Below are 17,950 nucleotides of genomic sequence, written 5' to 3'. Positions count from 1 at the left end.
CATTAAGGGCAGTGCTTTCGGAATATTCCAGAAACCACAGCAGTAAGCATAATTCAAAATCTTGTCCTACACTTACTCACTCGATGGAATTAAGGGAGATAACGATGGCTAACCATGTGAACCGCAACAATTTTGACGATAACGCCGAAGATATTCATAACGATGTCAGCCAATTAGCGGACACGCTGGAAGAGGTGCTGAAATCGTGGGGCAGTGACGCGAAAGAGGAAGCGGAAGCGGCGCGTGCCAAAGCGCAGTCGCTGTTAAAAGAGACCCGCGCCCGCATTAATGGCCACAACCGGGTGCAGCAGGCGGCGCTGGATGCGCGCCAGGCAGCATGTGATGCGCTGGGCTGCGCCGATACCTACGTGCGCAATAAACCGTGGCACAGCGTGGGCGCCGCCGCCGCCGTCGGGGTATTTATTGGCGTATTGCTCAATTTACGTCGATAATAGCTATAGCGTTTGCTGCCGCCGCGCGATCAGCGTGCGGAAGCCCGCCAGCTTCACGGAAAGCAATGAAGATAACAAATACGCGTCAGCCCCTGCGCGCCTCTGGCCGCAGGGGTTTTTTATGCGCCATCGGGGGGGACGCCGCCGACGCCGATCGCCTCCCTCAGCCGCCGGGCCAGCGCGCCAGCCATTGCCGGCGAGCGAATATTGGTAAAACTCATCAGTAATCCCCCCTCGCCGGCATGGCGCATCCGCCAGTCGCTCAACGCCTGTACCGCCAGCCCGGCCGCCACCGCCCGTTGGGCCAACAGGCGATCGTCGCCGCTAACCGGCATGACCAGCTGAATCCCCCCTTGCTGCGGCGTAACCTGAAAGCCCTGCGCCTGCAGAGCCGACTCCAGCCACTGCCTGCGCTGGCTGTAGCTGGCGCGCATTTTTTTCAGATGACGCCAGAAATGGCCCTGCTGGATAAAATCCGCCAGCGTCTGCTGCCACAGGGTGGGAACCGTACAGGGCTGGCGCTCCACGGTCTGCTGAAAGCGCGCCGCCAGCGCGCTCGGCACCACCAGCCAGGCGGTGCGCAGCGCCGGAAACATCGACTTGCTGAAGGTGCCCGCGTAGATGACCCGCTGGGGCGCATCAAGGCTTTTCAGCGGCGGCAGCGGTTTGCCGCGATAGCGAAACTCGCTATCGTAATCGTCCTCAATGATCCATGCGTCACGCTCCGCGGCCCATGCCAACAGCTGGCGACGCCGGGGCAGCGACAGCGCCACGCCCAGCGGACTCTGATGCGCCGGGGTGAGCAGGGCAAACCGCGCCTGCGGATGATGGCGCTGGCCCCAGGCGATATCCATCCCCTCGTCGTCCACCGGGATCGCATCCACCACCAGTTGCCCGGCCTCGACCACCGGGCGGATAAAGGGATATCCCGGATCTTCCATCCACATATGCTGCCCCGGCTGTGCCAGAGTACGCAGGATCAGGTTCATAGCGGTGGCATAGTTGCCGGCAATCAGCACCTGCTCCGGCTGACAGTCGATACTGCGCGACAGGCGCAGATAGTCGACGATCGCCTGACGCAGAAGCGGGTCGCCGCCGGGATCGCCGGGCGCCAGATCGAACCGCGACTGCGTGCGCAGCCGGCGCCCCATCACCCGCGCCCACAGCCCGCGCGGAAAGAGATCCAGCGCCGGGAGCCCCATCTGAAACGGCAACGGCTCCGCCGGCGCGGCAGGTTGCGCTGGCATTACCGGCGCCAGCTGGCGCGGACTGAGCCGTTCGCTGACAAAGGTTCCCGCCTGCCCGCGTCGCTCGAGCCAGCCCTGAGCGACCAGTTCGCTCCAGGCGTTTTCGATGGTCGCCCGGGAGACGCCCTGCTCCTGGGCAAACACCCGGCTGGCGGGCAGACGGCTGCCCGGAGCCAGTTCGCCCCGTTCAATGGCAGATTTCAGCTGGCGAGCAATACGCTGATAGAGAGGGAGGTGGCTGGCTTCCATTATGGTCTGCTTTTTTCATCACAATATGGCTATCTTTTGCAGTCCATTATAGTGCTATTTTGGCTGCCGTCTTAGAGAGGAGAACACCATGAGCCAATTACGTCAGCCATTCAGTGAACTAAGCCCGGAAGTCTATAAAGGGCTGGTGCAGGCCAGCCTCGCGCTGGAGAAAAGCGAACTGGGCAGCGCCCTGGTGGAGCTGGTCTATTTACGCGTGTCGCAGATCAACGGCTGCGCCTTCTGCCTTGAGAAGCACAGCCAGGCGCTGCGCAAGGGCGGCATGGCGCAGAGCAAACTGGATGCCCTGGCCGGCTGGCGGGTGAGCGACCATTTTACCCCTGCCGAACGCGCGGCACTGGCGTGGGCCGAGTCGGTCACCGACATCGCCGCCAGCCATGCGGAAGATGAGGTTTACCTGCCGCTGCGCGAACATTTTACCCCGCGTCAGATAAGCGATCTCACCTTCGCTATCAGCCTGATGAACGCCTTTAACCGCCTCGCCGTCGCCATGCGTCTGTAGTTTCGCGCAACCTTCCCCCTCCTCCGCCTGGCCATCCCGGAGGGGGAATCCTTTGCTAAAAACGCTATATATTGAGTGGTTGAAGTTTTAAATAACTACATCTAGTATTTCCTTATTGAATGGCCCACAACGTTCGACGCTACGTTTAGCGCCGTGCTGTTATCTTAAACGGAAATACGAATCATGCGCATTATTATTTACACTCGAAATGACTGCGTGCAGTGCCATGCCACCCGGCGAGCCATGGAGAGCCGGGGACTGGCCTTTGAAATGGTCAACGTCGACCAACAGCCGGATGCCGCCGACATCCTGCGCGAGCAGGGATTTCGCCAGCTGCCGGTGGTGATCGCCGGCGACCTGCGCTGGAGCGGCTTCCGCCCGGATATGATCAATCGCCTGCGTCCCTCCGTCGCGGCGGCCAGCGCATGAGCCTCATCGTCTACTTCTCCAGCCGTTCGGAGAACACCCATCGCTTTGTGCAGCGCCTGGGGCTGCCGGCGGTGCGCATCCCGCTGAACGAGCGTGAACATCTGCAGGTAGACGAGCCCTACATTCTCATCGTTCCCAGTTATGGCGGCGGCGGCACCGCCGGCGCCGTGCCGCGTCAGGCGATCCGCTTTTTAAACGACGTACATAACCGTCGACTGATCCGCGGGGTGATTGCCGCCGGCAATCGCAACTTTGGCGACGCCTGGGGGCGCGCCGGGGATGTCATCGCGCAGAAGTGCGCCGTGCCCTATCTCTACCGCTTCGAGCTGATGGGAACCCCCGACGATATCGATAACGTACGCAAAGGAGTCAGCGAATTTTGGCAACGACAACCGCAGAACGTATAACCGCCGCCGTGGATTTTCACGCCCTCAATGCGATGCTGAACTTATACGACAGCGAGGGCCGCATCCCGTTTGAGAAAGATCGCCAGGCGGTTGAGGCCTTTATGGCGACCCAGGTTCAGCCCAACACCCTCGCCTTTGCCAGCCAGGAGGATAAACTCAGCTGGCTCGTCCGCGAGGGCTATTACGATCCGCAGGTGCTGGCCGGCTATGACCGCGGGTTTGTGTTGGCGTTGTTCGACCATGCCCGGCGCGCCGCGTTTCGCTTCCAGACCTTCCTCGGGGCCTGGAAGTTCTACACCAGCTACGCGCTGAAGAGCTTTGATGGCAAACATTACCTCGAGGATTTCGCCGAACGCAGCGTAATGGTGGCCCTGACGCTGGCCCGGGGCGATGAACAGCAGGCGCGGCAGCTGACGGAGGAGATACTCAGCGGCCGCTTCCAGCCGGCTACCCCCACCTTCCTCAACGCCGGCAAACAGCAGCGCGGAGAGCTGATCTCCTGCTTCCTGCTGCGCATTGAGGATAATATGGAGTCCATCGGCCGGGCGGTGAACTCGGCGCTGCAGCTGTCGAAGCGCGGCGGCGGCGTGGCCTTTTTACTCTCTAACCTGCGCGAGGCCGGGGCGCCGATCAAGCGCATCGAAAACCAGTCCTCCGGCGTGGTGCCGGTGATGAAGATGCTGGAGGATGCCTTCTCCTATGCCAACCAGCTCGGTGCCCGCCAGGGGGCGGGGGCGGTCTGGCTGCACGCGCACCATCCGGATATTTTGCGCTTCCTTGATACCCGGCGTGAAAATGCCGATGAGAAAATCCGCATCAAAACCTTGTCGCTGGGGGTGGTGATCCCTGATATCACTTTCCAGCTGGCGAAAGAAGACGCGCAGATGGCGCTGTTCTCGCCGTATGATGTCGAACGGCTGTACGGCAAACCCTTCGCCGACTGCGCCATCGGCGACCTCTATCCACAGCTGGTGGCCGACGAGCGGGTGGGCAAACGCTGGATCCGCGCCCGCGACCTGTTCCAGCGCCTGGCGGAGATCCAGTTTGAATCCGGCTACCCGTACATCATGTTTGAAGACACCGTGAACCGCGCCAGTCCAGTGGCCGGGCGGGTCACCATGAGCAATCTGTGTTCCGAGATCCTGCAGGTCAGTACGCCGTCTGCCTATAATGAAGACCTCAGCTATGCCCATATCGGGGAAGATATCTCCTGCAACCTCGGCTCGCTGAATATCGCCCATACCATGGACTCGCCGGATTTCGGCCGCACAATCGCCACCGCGGTGCGCGCCCTGACCGCCGTGTCCGACATGAGCCACATTCAGTCGGTCCCTTCCGTGGCGGCCGGCAACGCGGCCTCCCACGCCATCGGCCTGGGGCAGATGAATCTGCACGGTTACCTGGCGCGGGAAGGCATTGCCTACGGCAGCCCGGAGGGGCTGGACTTCACCAATATCTACTTTTACACCGTGACCTGGCACGCGCTGCACACCTCGATGCTGTTGGCTCGCGAGCGCGGTCAGCGCTTCGCCGGCTTCGAGCAGTCGCGCTACGCCAGCGGGGAGTACTTCGACAAATATCTGCATGAGGAGTGGCAGCCGAAAACCGCACGGGTCCGCGCGCTGTTCGCCCGCGCCGGCATCTCCCTGCCCGACCGGGAAAGCTGGCGCCAGCTGCGCGACGACGTCATGCGCTATGGCATTTACAACCGCTATCTGCAGGCGGTGCCGCCCACCGGCTCGATCTCGTACATCAACCATGCCACCTCCAGCATTCACCCGATCGTCTCGAAGATTGAGATCCGCAAAGAGGGGAAAACCGGACGGGTGTACTACCCCGCGCCGTTTATGAATAACGAGAATCTGACCCTCTATCAGGATGCCTACGAGATAGGGCCCCAGAAAATCATCGACACCTACGCCGAGGCGACGCGCCACGTCGATCAGGGGCTGTCGCTGACCCTGTTCTTCCCCGATACCGCCACCACCCGCGATATCAACAAGGCGCAGATCTACGCCTGGAAGAAAGGCATTAAGACGCTCTACTACATCCGACTGCGCCAGCTGGCGCTGGAAGGCACTGAAATTGAAGGCTGCGTGTCCTGCGCGCTGTAAGGAGATCAGGATGACTCATTTAACGCGCGTCAGCGCGATCAACTGGAACCGCATCGATGACGATAAAGATCTGGAGGTGTGGAACCGTCTCACCAGCAACTTCTGGCTGCCGGAGAAAGTGCCGCTGTCGAACGACATTCCCGCCTGGCAAACCCTCAGCGCGGCGGAGCAGCAGTTGACCATTCGCGTTTTTACCGGGCTGACCCTGCTCGACACCATTCAGAACACCATCGGCGCGCCGGCGCTGATGGCGGACGCCCTGACCCCGCATGAGGAGGCGGTGCTGTCGAACATCAGCTTTATGGAAGCGGTTCATGCTCGCTCTTACAGCTCCATCTTTTCCACGCTGTGCCACAGCAAGGAGGTGGATGCCGCCTTCGCCTGGAGCGAAAGCTGTGAGCCCCTGCAGCGCAAGGCGCAGCTGATGCTGGGCTACTATCAGGCCGACGAGCCGCTGAAGAAAAAAATCGCCAGCGTGTTCCTCGAATCCTTTCTCTTCTACTCCGGCTTCTGGCTACCGATGTACTTCTCCAGCCGGGGAAAGCTGACCAACACCGCGGATCTGATCCGCCTGATCATTCGCGATGAAGCGGTGCATGGCTATTACATCGGCTACAAATATCAGAAAGGACTGGAGATCGTCAGCCCCGGCAAGCGCGAAGAATTGAAAAATTTCGCCCTCGATCTGCTGATGGATCTTTACGACAACGAGCTGGCCTACAGCCGGGAACTGTACGGCGAGAGCGGCTGGTTCGACGACGTTAGCGCTTTCCTGTGCTACAACGCCAACAAAGCGCTGATGAACCTCGGCTACGAGGCGCTGTTCCCGGCGGAGATGGCGGCGGTTAATCCAGCGATCCTCGCGGCGCTGTCGCCCAACGCCGATGAAAACCACGACTTTTTCTCCGGTTCTGGCTCCTCCTACGTGATAGGAAAAATGGAAGAGACCGCCGACGACGACTGGGACTTTTAACCGTACTTTCACCAGGAATATCGCGACCGAATTCCTGGTGATCTATTTCGCAGAAAAGTGGGTTCATCTGTCAAATATTCTCTCCATGGCCTAACCGTCATCATCCCGTCATATTTAGCAGAAAACTGGTCTATTTCAGTCGAATTATCCAGAGATAATCAAAAAATATTACCCACAACAAATTACCGCTCAGCCCTTATATCACGGGGGCTGCGCCGCCATGTCCCTCACTCCATTTTGCCGAGAGTTTGTCATTAAGGGTTGTCACAGAATCTGAGTATGTTAGGGTGTAAAAAGATCATAATCACCATTGGGTACCGTATCGCAATAAACAAATAACAGGAACTTCTCTATTGCATGGCAATTAAATTAGAAATTAAAAATCTTTATAAGATATTTGGCGAGCACCCTCACCGTGCTTTCAAATATATTGAGAAAGGACTCAACAAAGCGCAAATACTGGAAAAAACGGGGCTGTCGCTTGGCGTCAAAAACGCCAGTCTGGCCATTGAAGAAGGCGAGATATTCGTCATCATGGGGCTCTCCGGTTCGGGGAAATCCACCATGGTTCGCCTTCTCAATCGCCTGATTGAACCCACCCGCGGCCAGGTGCTGATTGACGGGGTCGATATCGCGAAAATGTCGGACGCCGAGCTGCGCGAGGTGCGTCGTAAAAAAATTGCGATGGTTTTTCAATCCTTTGCACTGATGCCGCACATGAGCGTGCTCGACAACACGGCGTTTGGCATGGCGCTTGCCGGCGTCCCGGCCGCTGAGCGAGAGCAAAAAGCGCGGGAAGCGCTGCGGCAGGTGGGGCTGGAGAATTACGCCCACGCCTGGCCGGATGAACTCTCTGGCGGGATGCGTCAGCGCGTCGGTTTAGCCCGCGCCCTGGCGATTAATCCCGATATTCTGTTAATGGATGAAGCCTTCTCCGCGCTCGATCCGCTCATTCGCACCGAAATGCAGGATGAGCTGATCAAATTACAGGCTAAGCATCAGCGTACCATTGTCTTTATTTCCCATGACCTTGATGAAGCCATGCGAATTGGCGATCGTATCGCCATTATGCAAAATGGCGAAGTGGTTCAGGTCGGCACTCCGGATGAAATATTGAATAATCCGGCCAATGATTATGTCCGCACCTTCTTCCGCGGCGTCGATATTAGCCAGGTCTTCAGCGCCAAAGATATTGCCCGTCGTAGTCCGGTCGGCCTGATTCGTAAAACGCCAGGTTTTGGCCCCCGCTCAGCGCTGAAATTATTACAGGATGAAGACCGGGAATATGGCTATGTCATCGAGCGTGGTAATCGCTTTGTCGGGATTGTGTCGATCGATTCTCTGAAAACCGCGCTCAGCGCCGGCCAGGGGATCGAGGCGGCGCTGATTGACGCCCCGCTGGCGGTGGAGGCGCAAACGCCGCTCAGCGATCTGCTCTCCCACGTCGGCCACGCCCCGTGCGCCGTCCCGGTGGTGGATGAAGAACAACAATATATTGGCATCATTTCCAAACGAATGTTGCTCCAGGCTTTAGATCGCGAGGGGGTGAATCATGGCTGATCAAACCAATCCGTGGGACAGCGCCCCGGCAACCGACAACGCCGCCCAGGCTGCAGACGCCTGGGGTGGCGCTTCTACTGCCGCGCCGACCAATGGCGGCGGCGCCGACTGGCTGCACAGCGCCCCGGCGCCGCAGCCGGAACAGTTCAATATCATGGATCCGTTCCATAAGACCCTGATCCCGCTCGACAGCTGGGTGACCCACGCCATCGACTGGATCGTGCTGCACTTCCGCCCGCTGTTCCAGGGGATCCGCGTGCCGATCGACTACATTCTCAGCGCCTTTCAGCAGCTGCTGTTGGGAATGCCGGCGCCAGTGGCGATTATCGTCTTCGCGCTGATCGCCTGGCAGATCTCCAGCCTCGGCATGGGGGTCGCCACCCTGGTATCGCTGATTGCCATTGGCGCCATCGGCGCGTGGTCGCAGGCGATGGTCACCCTGGCGCTGGTCCTCACCGCCCTGCTGTTCTGCATGATCATCGGCCTGCCGCTGGGGATCTGGCTGGCGCGCAGTCCGCGGGCGGCGAAAATTATCCGCCCACTGCTGGATGCCATGCAGACCACGCCGGCCTTCGTCTACCTGGTGCCGATCGTAATGCTGTTCGGCATCGGCAACGTGCCCGGCGTGGTGGTGACGATTATCTTCGCCCTGCCGCCCATCGTCCGTCTGACCATCCTCGGGATAAACCAGGTGCCTGCGGATCTGATCGAAGCGTCGCGCTCATTTGGCGCCAGCCCGCGACAGCTGCTGTTTAAAGTTCAGCTGCCGCTGGCGATGCCCACCATTATGGCCGGGGTTAACCAGACGCTGATGCTGGCCCTGTCGATGGTGGTGATCGCCTCGATGATCGCCGTCGGCGGTCTTGGCCAGATGGTGCTGCGCGGCATTGGTCGCCTGGATATGGGCCTGGCCACCGTCGGCGGCGTGGGGATCGTGATCCTGGCGATTATTCTTGACCGCCTTACCCAGGCCGTCGGCCGCGACGCCCGCAGTCGCGGCAACCGCCGCTGGTACACCACCGGCCCGCTGGGGCTTCTCACTCGCCCTTTCTGTCGATAAGTCGATAACAGCGCCGCTCCCCGGCACCAGCCGATGCCGGGGGGCCGCCCTTCCCGTTAAACAATAAGAGGAACCACCATGCGACATAGCACGATGATGGCCACCGCCGCCTTTGCCACCCTGATCGCCACTAGCGCCTTCGCCGCCGACCTGCCGGGCAAAGGCATTACCGTCAAGCCGGCCCAGAGCACCATCTCCGAAGAGAGCTTCCAGACCCTGCTGGTCAGCCGCGCGCTGGAGAAGCTTGGCTACACCGTCGAGAAACCGAGCGAAGTGGACTATAACGTTGCCTATACCTCGATTGCCGCTGGGGATACCACCTTCATCGCCACCAACTGGCAGCCGCTGCACGATGACATGTACGCCGCGGCGGGCGGTGATAACAAATTTTACCGCAAGGGGGTATACGTCTCAGGTGCCGCCCAGGGCTATCTGATCGACAAAAAAACCGCCGAGCAGTACCACATCACCTCCATCGATCAGCTCAAAGATCCGCAGATCGCCAAACTGTTTGATACCAACAACGACGGCAAAGCGGACCTCACCGGCTGCACCCCTGGCTGGGGCTGCGAAGCGGTGATTAACCACCAGATTGACGCCTATGGCCTGAGCAAAACCGTCACCCATAACCAGGGCAACTACGCGGCGATGATGGCCGACACCATCGCCCGTTATAAAGAGGGTAAACCGGTGCTCTACTACACCTGGACGCCGTACTGGGTTAGCGACGTGCTGAAGCCTGGCAAAGACGTCGTCTGGCTGCAGGTGCCGTTCTCCTCCCTGCCGGGCGAGCAGAAAAACATCGATACCAAACTGGCCAATGGCGCCAACTATGGATTCCCGGTCAACACCATGCACATTGTCGCCAACAAAGCCTGGGCGGAGAAAAACCCGGCCGCCGCCACTCTGTTTAGCGTCATGAAGCTGCCGATCGCCGACATCAATGCCGAGAATGCGATGATGCACGACGGCCATGCTTCTGAAGCCGACATTAACGGTCATGTTGATGGCTGGATCAAGGCCCACCAGCCGCTGTTCGACAGCTGGGTGAAAGCCGCCCTCGCCGCGCAGCAGTAACCCGCTCCCGGATAAGGCCCGACGCCTTATCCGGGCCCCCTTCCCCGCCTTTCATCCCGTCTGGGTCAGGGAAAAGCGGATTGCGGGCATTTTCATAGTGTTAAGGCGCGTCGCGCTCTGTTAAGGTGGGGACATCGGTCAATTTGCCACCTTCACATGGATCCAGCGATAAGTTATTCATATGGAAAACCCTGCGCCCTTAACCTGTGCCTCATCTGAACGTGTCGCCACCGTCGGCGAAGGCATTAAAGACAGTCTCCCCATCGTCATCAGCTACCTTCCGGTGGCATTCGCCTTCGGACTCAATGCCACCCGGCTGGGTTTCACCCCGCTGGAAAGCCTGTTTTTCTCCTGCATCATTTACGCCGGCGCCAGCCAGTTTGTGATCACCGCCATGCTGGCCGCCGGCAGTTCGCTGTGGGTCGCCGCCCTGACGGTGATGGCGATGGACGTACGCCACGTGCTGTATGGACCCTCGCTGCGCAGCCGCATTCATACCGCGCTGAACAAAAAGAAAACCGCCCTCTGGGCCTTCGGCCTGACCGATGAGGTTTTCGCCGCCGCCACCGCCAGGCTGGTTCGCGACAACCGCCGCTGGAGCGAAAACTGGATGCTCGGTCTCGCGTTCACCTCGTGGGCATCCTGGGTGTGCGGCACGCTGGCCGGCGCCTGGTCCGGCAACGGTTTGCTGGTGGACTATCCGGCGGTGGAAGCCGCGCTCGGCTTTATGCTGCCGGCGCTGTTTATGAGCTTCCTGCTGGCCTCTTTCCAGCGCCAGCAATCCCTGTGCGTCACCGCGGCGCTGGCGGGCGCCCTGGGTGGCATTCTGTTATTTTCCATTCCGGCGGCGATCCTTGCCGGGATTGTTTGCGGGTGTCTGACGGCGCTGGTCCAGGCCATGCTGAAGGGGATGCCGGATGAACAGTGAGGTCCTTCTGCTCGGGGTGATTGTCGGCGGCGTGAACTATCTGTTTCGCTATCTTCCCCTGCGTCTGCGCGCGGGCCATGCCCGGCCTGCCCGCCGTGGCCCGGTCAGCGTGCTGCTGGATACCATCGGCATCGCCTCGATTTGCGCGCTGCTGGTGGTCTCCAGCGTGCCGGAGATCCTCGCCGATGCCCATCGTCTGGCGCCGACGCTGATCGGCTTCCTGGTGCTGGGGGGCGCCTTCTGGAAAACCCGCAGCATTATTATCCCGACCCTCCTGTCGGCGTTGGCCTACGGTCTGGCCTGGAAAATCGCCAGCGGGCTCTAAGCTTTACGTATCAATTTTGGTCAATAATTCATTTGATTTATTTGTCACAATAGTTATTATATCGGCTGTAATTAATGAGGTCATACCCAAATGGATAGTTCGTTTACTCCCATTGAGCAAATGCTCAAGTTCCGCGCCAGCCGCCATGAAGATTTCCCGTTCCAGGAGATTCTGTTAACTCGTCTTTGCATGCATATGCAAGGTAAGCTGCTGGAAAATCGCAATAAAATGCTCAAAGCGCAGGGAATTAACGAGACATTATTTATGGCGCTGATTACGCTGGAGTCGCAGGAAAACCACAGCATTCAGCCGTCCGAGCTGAGCTGTGCGCTGGGCTCGTCGCGTACCAACGCCACCCGTATCGCTGATGAACTGGAAAAACGCGGCTGGATTGAACGCCGCGAGAGCGATAACGATCGTCGCTGTCTGCATCTGCAGCTGACCGAAAAGGGCCATCAGTTTTTGCGTGAAGTCCTGCCGCCGCAGCATAACTGCCTGCATCAGCTGTGGTCTTCACTCAGCACCAGCGAAAAAGATCAGCTCGAACATATTACCCGCAAACTCCTGAGCCGCCTTGACCAGATGGAAGAAGAAGGCGTGCTGGCGGACTCTCTACGCTAAGGGCGGCGTCGCTCAGCCCATTTTTACGTTGCAAGGAAAACAGCCAGGCCAGCAGATCTCTGCTGGCCTTTCTGATAAACAGGTCGGCTCAGCCGATGTGAAATAATAAGATCGTGGAGAATAACATGAGCGCAAATGCGGAGAGCCAAACCCCGCAGCAACCAGGCAGCAAAAAAGGGAAGCGTAAAGGCGCCCTTCTGTTGCTGACATTGCTCTTCATTATTATTGCCGTGGCATATGGGATTTACTGGTTTCTGGTACTGCGTCACTACGAAGAGACCGACGATGCCTACGTGGCAGGGAACCAGGTACAAATTATGGCCCAGGTCTCGGGCAGCGTGACCAAAGTCTGGGCTGACAACACGGACTACGTGCAGAAAGGCGATCCGCTGGTCACCCTCGATCAGACCGATGCCCAACAGGCGTTTGAGAAAGCCAAGACGCAGCTGGCCGCCAGCGTGCGTCAAACCCGTCAGCAGATGATCAACAGCAAGCAGCTGCAGGCGAATATTGACGTCAAAAAGACCGCCCTCGCCCAGGCGCAGGCTGACCTGAACCGCCGTATCCCGCTGGGCGCGGCGAACCTCATCGGCCGCGAAGAGCTGCAGCACGCCCGCGACACCGTCGCCAGCGCGCAGGCCGAGCTTGACGTGGCCATCCAGCAGTACAACGCCAACCAGGCGATCGTGCTGGGTACCAAACTCGAACAGCAGCCGGCGGTGCTGCAGGCGGCGACCGAAGTGCGTAACGCCTGGCTGGCCCTGCAGCGTACGCAGATCGTCAGCCCGATTAGCGGCTACGTTTCCCGTCGCTCGGTACAGCCTGGCGCGCAGATCGGCACCACCACGCCGCTGATGGCGGTGGTTCCGGCAACTAACCTGTGGATCGACGCTAACTTTAAAGAGACCCAGCTGGCGCATATGCGCATTGGCCAGCCGGCCACGGTGATCAGCGACATCTATGGCGATGACGTGAAATACACCGGCAAGGTGGTTGGTCTGGATATGGGGACCGGGAGCGCCTTCTCCCTGCTGCCGGCGCAGAACGCCACCGGTAACTGGATCAAAGTGGTACAGCGTCTGCCGGTCCGCATCGAACTGGATGAAAAACAGCTGGCGGAACACCCGCTGCGCATCGGCCTCTCGACGCTGGTAGAAGTTAACACCACCGATCGCGATGGCGAAATGCTGGCAAGCCAGGTGCGGAGCTCCCCGGTCTACGAGAGCAACGCCCGCGAAATCGCTCTCGATCCGGTCAATAAGCTGATAGACGAGATCATTCAGGCCAACGCCGGATAATTCGGGGTGAGTGTAATGCAACAGCAAAAACCGCTGGAAGGCGCGCAGCTGGTCATCATGACCATTGCGCTGTCGCTCGCGACGTTCATGCAGGTGCTGGATTCCACTATCGCCAACGTGGCGATCCCGACCATCGCCGGTAACCTTGGCTCATCGCTGAGCCAGGGGACCTGGGTCATCACTTCGTTCGGGGTCGCTAACGCCATCTCCATTCCGATCACCGGATGGCTGGCCAAGCGCGTGGGCGAGGTGAAGCTGTTCCTGTGGTCCACCACCGCTTTCGCCATCGCCTCCTGGGCCTGCGGCGTCTCCAACAGCCTGACGATGCTGATCTTCTTCCGCGTCATTCAGGGGATTGTTGCCGGGCCGCTGATCCCGCTGTCGCAAAGTCTGTTGCTCAGCAACTATCCGCCGGCGAAACGCTCTATCGCCCTGGCGCTGTGGTCGATGACGGTGATCGTCGCTCCCATCTGCGGCCCGATCCTCGGCGGCTATATCAGCGATAACTACCACTGGGGATGGATCTTCTTTATCAACGTGCCCATTGGCGTGGCGGTGGTGCTGATGACCCTGCAGACCCTGCGCAACCGGGAAACCAAAACCGAACAGCGGCGTATCGACGGCGTCGGCCTGGCGCTGCTGATCATCGGTATCGGTAGTCTGCAGGTGATGCTGGACCGGGGCAAAGAGCTGGACTGGTTCTCCTCCAATGAAATTATCATTCTGACCATCGTGGCGGTGGTGGCGATAAGCTTCCTGATCGTCTGGGAGCTGACCGACGATAACCCGATTGTCGATCTGTCGCTGTTTAAGTCGCGCAACTTCACCATCGGCTGCCTCTGCATCAGCCTGGCCTACATGCTCTACTTCGGGGCCATCGTGCTGCTGCCGCAGCTGTTGCAGGAGGTCTACGGCTACACTGCGACCTGGGCCGGCCTGGCGTCAGCGCCGGTGGGGGTGATCCCGGTCATTCTGTCGCCGATTATCGGCCGCTTTGCGCATAAGCTCGATATGCGGCGGCTGGTCACCTTCAGCTTTATCATGTACGCCGTCTGCTTCTACTGGCGCGCCTGGACCTTCGAACCGGGGATGGACTTTGGCGCCTCGGCGTGGCCGCAGTTTATCCAGGGCTTCGCGGTGGCCTGCTTCTTCATGCCGTTGACCACCATCACCCTTTCCGGCCTGCCGCCGGAGCGGCTGGCGGCGGCGTCGAGCTTGTCGAACTTCACCCGTACCCTTGCTGGCTCCATCGGTACCTCGATCACCACCACCCTGTGGACCAACCGCGAGGCGCTGCACCATGCGCAGCTCACCGAATCGGTGACGCCGTTCAACCCCAACGCGCAGCAGATCTACGATCAGCTGCAGGGGATGGGAATGACGCAGCAACAGGCGTCCGGCTGGATAGCACAGCAAATAACCAACCAGGGGCTGATTATCTCCGCCAACGAAATCTTCTGGATCTCAGCGGCCATTTTCATCCTGCTGTTGGGACTGGTATGGTTCGCCAGACCCCCGTTCAGCGCCGGCGGCGGCGGCGGCGGCGCGCACTAAGCCTCACATTAAGGGACCTGCGGGTCCCTTTTTTACGCCTTCAGGTTGTCCAGTTCTCGCTAGTTTCTGTCTCGTTTGCGAAAGCCCGCCCGCCGGCGCTCGGGCAGGATAAAGGCAGACTATTAAGGAGAACACTATGCTGAGCCATCCTGCTGAAAAGTACCGTCCCTATCCGCCGATCGCCCTTCCCGACCGCCGCTGGCCTGACCGGCAAATCAGCCACGCCCCACGCTGGCTGTCGACTGACCTGCGCGACGGCAACCAGGCGCTGGCCGAGCCCATGGACAGCGCCCGCAAACTGCAGTTCTGGGATCTGCTGCTGGAGTGCGGCTTTAAAGAGATTGAGGTCGCCTTCCCTTCCGCTTCACAAACCGACTTCAACTTTGTCCGCCAGCTGATTGACGAACAGCGCATCCCGGAGGATGTCACTATCCAGGTGCTGACCCAGGCGCGAGACCCGCTGATCCTGCGCACCTTTGAGGCGCTGCGCGGCGCCCGCCGGGCCACCGTCCACCTCTACAATGCCACCGCGCCGCTGTTCCGCGAGCTGGTTTTCGGCATGGACAAGGCCGAGGTGATCGCCCTCGCGACCCGCGCCACCCGGCTTATCCGTCAGCAGTGCGAACAGCAGCCAGAGACCCGCTGGCAATATGAATATTCGCCTGAAACCTTCTGCTTCACCGAGCCCGAGTTTGCGCTTGAGATTTGCGAAGCGGTGGCGGATGTCTGGCAGCCCTGCGCCGAGCGACCGATGATCGTCAATCTGCCGGCGACGGTGGAAGTCAACACCCCGAATGTCTATGCCGATCAGATCGAATATTTTTGCCGCCACTTCTCCCGCCGCGGCGAAGTCTGCATCAGCGTGCATCCGCACAATGACCGCGGCACCGGCGTCGCCAGCGCCGAGCTGGCGGTGATGGCCGGTGCCGACCGGGTGGAAGGCTGCCTGTTTGGCAACGGCGAACGCACCGGCAATGTCTGTCTGGTGACGCTGGCGATGAATCTCTACAGCCAGGGCATCGACCCTGAGCTTCGCTTCGAGCAGATAAACCGGGTGGTGGAAGTGGTGGAAAACTGCAATCAGATCCCCGTTCACCCGCGCCACCCGTGGGCGGGAAGTCTGGCTTACACCGCCTTCTCCGGCTCTCATCAGGATGCGATCAAAAAAGGATTTGATGCCCGTCAGCCTGGCGACCCGTGGCGGATGCCCTATCTGCCGATTGACCCGCAGGATATTGGCTGCAGCTATGAGGCGGTGATCCGCGTCAACAGCCAGTCGGGGAAAAGCGGCAGCGCCTGGCTTATCGAACAAAATCATGGCCTGAAGCTGCCCCGCGGGCTGCAGCAGGACTTCAGCCAGCACGTTCAGCAGGCCACCGATAGCGACGGCAAAGAGATGACCCACCATGCGCTGTGGCAGCTGTTCCGCACGCGCTACGGGCTGCAGACGCAGTCTGCGCTGACGCTGGTCGATTATCAGAGCGCCAGCCAGCAGAATGGCCAGCTTTCCCTGCAGGCAACGCTGCGTCACCACGGCGAAACCCGACGCCTGCAGGGCCAGGGCAACGGCCTGCTCTCCGCCGCAGCCAGCGGCCTCAGCGCGCTGTTTCGGCAACCGTTTATGATCAAGGACTATCATGAGCATACCCTCGGCGCGCGCAGCGACAGCCGGTCGGTGGCCTATATCCGCTGCGTTTTTCCGCAAGGAGAAAGCTACTGGGGCGTGGGTATCGATAATGACGTGGCGCGCGCCTCGCTGCAGGCGCTGTGCAATGCGCTCAGCGCCGCCGATCAGGCCGGGGGACGAAAATAGTCGCTGGGGGCGACGCCCATCACCCGACGAAACATGGCGCTGAAGGCGCTGTGGCTGCCGTAGCCCAGCTCCAGCGCCACCCGCAGCACGGAGTGGCCCTGCGCCAGGCGAATCAGCGCTTCCATTAGCTTCGCCCGGCGCACCCACTCGCGCCACGTCAGGCTAGTCTGCTGCTGAAAATGGCGGTTTAGGGTTCGCTCGCTCATGCTGCACGCCTTCGCCGCCTGGCTGCTGCTCCAGACGTCGCCCGGCGCCTCGCGCACCTGCTGGCACAGCCGGCGCAGCGTTTCGCTTTGCGGCTCCGGCAGGCCAAACGGCAGGATCGCCATCCCGCGGATCTCATCGAGGATCAGCTCATAAATCCGTTCGTCGCGGCTGGCGGGGGCATAACGCTCGGCCAGCGCCAGGGAGGAGACAATCAGTTCCCGCAGCAAGGGCGTGATCTGTACGATCTGGCAGCCCGCCGGAAGATCGGCGCGCGCCAGCGGATCGATAAACAGCGTTCGCGCCGCGACGTTGCCGGTCATGCGCAGCGCGTGGGGCGTTCCCGCCGGCAGCCAGACACCGCGCCCGGGCGGCACCACCCAGTAGCCTGCCGGCGTCGCCACCCGCACCACGCCGCTTAAAATATGCAGCAGCTGGGCGCAGTCATGCTGATGCCAGTCTTCCTGGTCACCGTGAGCATAATCATGGGCAAAGGGCACCAGCGGGCGGTGCTGAAAGGAGAAGGTGGTGGTCGTCGTCATGGCGGCGTCGGGAAAGCGGCCCGGCGACAGGCGTCGGGCCGCGGCGGAAGCACTAGATGTGCAGTTCCTGCAGTTTTTCTTTCGGCAACGCCAGTTCGTCGTTGCTGTTGATGCGCACATCGCGCTCGATGATATGACGAGCGATCTCCTGCGCCTCTTCCAGCGAGTGCATGGTGTAGGTCCCGCACTGGTAGACGTTCAGCTCCGGGATCTGGTTCTGATCTTTCACCTTCAGCACGTCGGCCATCGCCGCTTTCCAGGCGTCGGCGACGCGCTGCTCGTCCGGCGTACCAATCAGGCTCATATAGAACCCGGTGCGGCAGCCCATCGGCGAAATGTCGATAATTTCCACGCCATTCCCGTTCAGGTGATCGCGCATAAAGCCGGCGAACAGGTGCTCGAGGGTGTGGATACCGCGCTCCGGCATCACTTCCTGGTTCGGCACGCAGAAGCGCAGATCGAATACGGTGATTTCATCGCCATGCGGCGTGTTCATTTTCTTCGCGACACGCACCGCTGGGGCTTCCATTCGGGTATGGTCGACTGTGAAACTATCTAACAACGGCATTCGTCACCT

At 60.2% G+C, this 17,950-nt stretch carries 18 protein-coding genes; 15 read left to right on the top strand and 3 right to left on the bottom strand.

All coding sequences use genetic code 11. From position 1 onward, the window contains the following. Positions 1-104 precede the first annotated feature (104 nt). Positions 105-452 carry a DUF883 family protein gene (locus KHQ24_RS12870; RefSeq protein WP_004205716.1) on the top strand — a complete coding sequence of 116 codons (348 nt, stop codon included), beginning with the start codon at positions 105-107 and terminating at the stop codon, positions 450-452. Between the two features lie 119 nt (positions 453-571). Here KHQ24_RS12870 and KHQ24_RS12865 read toward each other — a convergent pair whose 3' ends face one another. Further along, on the bottom strand, positions 572-1,948 hold the full coding sequence (locus KHQ24_RS12865; RefSeq protein WP_049093587.1) for a PLP-dependent aminotransferase family protein: 1,377 nt from the start codon (positions 1,946-1,948) through the stop codon (positions 572-574). A gap of 88 nt (positions 1,949-2,036) precedes the next feature. Between KHQ24_RS12865 and KHQ24_RS12860 the strand changes: the two genes are divergently transcribed. The 14 genes from KHQ24_RS12860 (at position 2,037) to leuA (ending at position 16,627) form a co-directional block, all read left to right on the top strand. Then, complete coding sequence (locus KHQ24_RS12860) at positions 2,037-2,468, top strand: carboxymuconolactone decarboxylase family protein (protein WP_004205714.1); 432 nt, start codon at positions 2,037-2,039, stop codon at positions 2,466-2,468. 183 nt (positions 2,469-2,651) lie between these two features. Beyond that, positions 2,652-2,897 carry a glutaredoxin-like protein NrdH gene (nrdH, locus tag KHQ24_RS12855; protein ID WP_004205709.1) on the top strand — a complete coding sequence of 82 codons (246 nt, stop codon included), beginning with the start codon at positions 2,652-2,654 and terminating at the stop codon, positions 2,895-2,897. Further along, positions 2,894-3,304, top strand: a complete 411-nt coding sequence (gene nrdI, locus KHQ24_RS12850; RefSeq protein WP_004205706.1) for a class Ib ribonucleoside-diphosphate reductase assembly flavoprotein NrdI — start codon at positions 2,894-2,896, stop codon at positions 3,302-3,304. The genes nrdH and nrdI overlap by 4 nt, the downstream gene beginning before the upstream one ends. After that, positions 3,277-5,418, top strand: coding sequence for a class 1b ribonucleoside-diphosphate reductase subunit alpha (nrdE, locus tag KHQ24_RS12845; RefSeq protein WP_049115875.1), 2,142 nt, complete (start codon positions 3,277-3,279; stop codon positions 5,416-5,418). The genes nrdI and nrdE overlap by 28 nt, the downstream gene beginning before the upstream one ends. Positions 5,419-5,428: 10 nt before the next feature. Then, positions 5,429-6,391 carry a class 1b ribonucleoside-diphosphate reductase subunit beta gene (nrdF, locus tag KHQ24_RS12840; protein WP_004205704.1) on the top strand — a complete coding sequence of 321 codons (963 nt, stop codon included), beginning with the start codon at positions 5,429-5,431 and terminating at the stop codon, positions 6,389-6,391. A 357-nt stretch (positions 6,392-6,748) separates the two neighbouring features. Further along, on the top strand, positions 6,749-7,951 hold the full coding sequence (proV, locus tag KHQ24_RS12835) for a glycine betaine/L-proline ABC transporter ATP-binding protein ProV (RefSeq protein WP_156234025.1): 1,203 nt from the start codon (positions 6,749-6,751) through the stop codon (positions 7,949-7,951). After that, the gene (gene proW / locus KHQ24_RS12830; RefSeq protein WP_004205702.1) at positions 7,944-9,011 is read left to right on the top strand and encodes a glycine betaine/L-proline ABC transporter permease ProW; all 1,068 of its coding nucleotides are present in this window, start codon (positions 7,944-7,946) and stop codon (positions 9,009-9,011) included. The genes proV and proW overlap by 8 nt, the downstream gene beginning before the upstream one ends. Positions 9,012-9,089: 78 nt before the next feature. After that, positions 9,090-10,088 (top strand): glycine betaine/L-proline ABC transporter substrate-binding protein ProX, encoded by a 999-nt coding sequence (gene proX / locus KHQ24_RS12825; protein ID WP_017900617.1) that lies wholly within the window; start codon positions 9,090-9,092, stop codon positions 10,086-10,088. A gap of 181 nt (positions 10,089-10,269) precedes the next feature. Then, complete coding sequence (locus KHQ24_RS12820; protein ID WP_211777306.1) at positions 10,270-11,016, top strand: AzlC family ABC transporter permease; 747 nt, start codon at positions 10,270-10,272, stop codon at positions 11,014-11,016. Next, on the top strand, positions 11,006-11,341 hold the full coding sequence (gene ygaH, locus KHQ24_RS12815) for an L-valine transporter subunit YgaH (protein WP_004205699.1): 336 nt from the start codon (positions 11,006-11,008) through the stop codon (positions 11,339-11,341). The genes KHQ24_RS12820 and ygaH overlap by 11 nt, the downstream gene beginning before the upstream one ends. Positions 11,342-11,431: 90 nt before the next feature. After that, positions 11,432-11,962 carry a transcriptional repressor MprA gene (gene mprA, locus KHQ24_RS12810; RefSeq protein ID WP_002914337.1) on the top strand — a complete coding sequence of 177 codons (531 nt, stop codon included), beginning with the start codon at positions 11,432-11,434 and terminating at the stop codon, positions 11,960-11,962. A 125-nt stretch (positions 11,963-12,087) separates the two neighbouring features. Beyond that, positions 12,088-13,260 (top strand): multidrug efflux MFS transporter periplasmic adaptor subunit EmrA, encoded by a 1,173-nt coding sequence (gene emrA / locus KHQ24_RS12805; protein ID WP_004205697.1) that lies wholly within the window; start codon positions 12,088-12,090, stop codon positions 13,258-13,260. A 15-nt stretch (positions 13,261-13,275) separates the two neighbouring features. Next, entirely contained in the window at positions 13,276-14,814 is a 1,539-nt protein-coding gene (emrB, locus tag KHQ24_RS12800; protein WP_002914342.1) for a multidrug efflux MFS transporter permease subunit EmrB, read from the top strand. A gap of 136 nt (positions 14,815-14,950) precedes the next feature. Continuing rightward, positions 14,951-16,627 (top strand): 2-isopropylmalate synthase, encoded by a 1,677-nt coding sequence (leuA, locus tag KHQ24_RS12795; protein WP_064795134.1) that lies wholly within the window; start codon positions 14,951-14,953, stop codon positions 16,625-16,627. Here leuA and KHQ24_RS12790 read toward each other — a convergent pair. Both KHQ24_RS12790 and luxS read right to left on the bottom strand, forming a co-directional pair. Beyond that, positions 16,606-17,373, bottom strand: a complete 768-nt coding sequence (locus tag KHQ24_RS12790; protein ID WP_032456498.1) for an AraC family transcriptional regulator — start codon at positions 17,371-17,373, stop codon at positions 16,606-16,608. The two genes, leuA and KHQ24_RS12790, sit on opposite strands and share 22 nt — an antisense overlap. A gap of 52 nt (positions 17,374-17,425) precedes the next feature. Beyond that, positions 17,426-17,941, bottom strand: a complete 516-nt coding sequence (luxS, locus tag KHQ24_RS12785) for an S-ribosylhomocysteine lyase (protein WP_004205694.1) — start codon at positions 17,939-17,941, stop codon at positions 17,426-17,428. Between the last annotated feature and the right edge of the window lie 9 nt (positions 17,942-17,950).

It is taken from the genome of Klebsiella sp. 54, from assembly GCF_018223875.1.
Lineage (GTDB): Bacteria > Pseudomonadota > Gammaproteobacteria > Enterobacterales > Enterobacteriaceae > Klebsiella > Klebsiella quasipneumoniae.
This window is presented reverse-complemented; position numbering and strand designations above follow the sequence as displayed.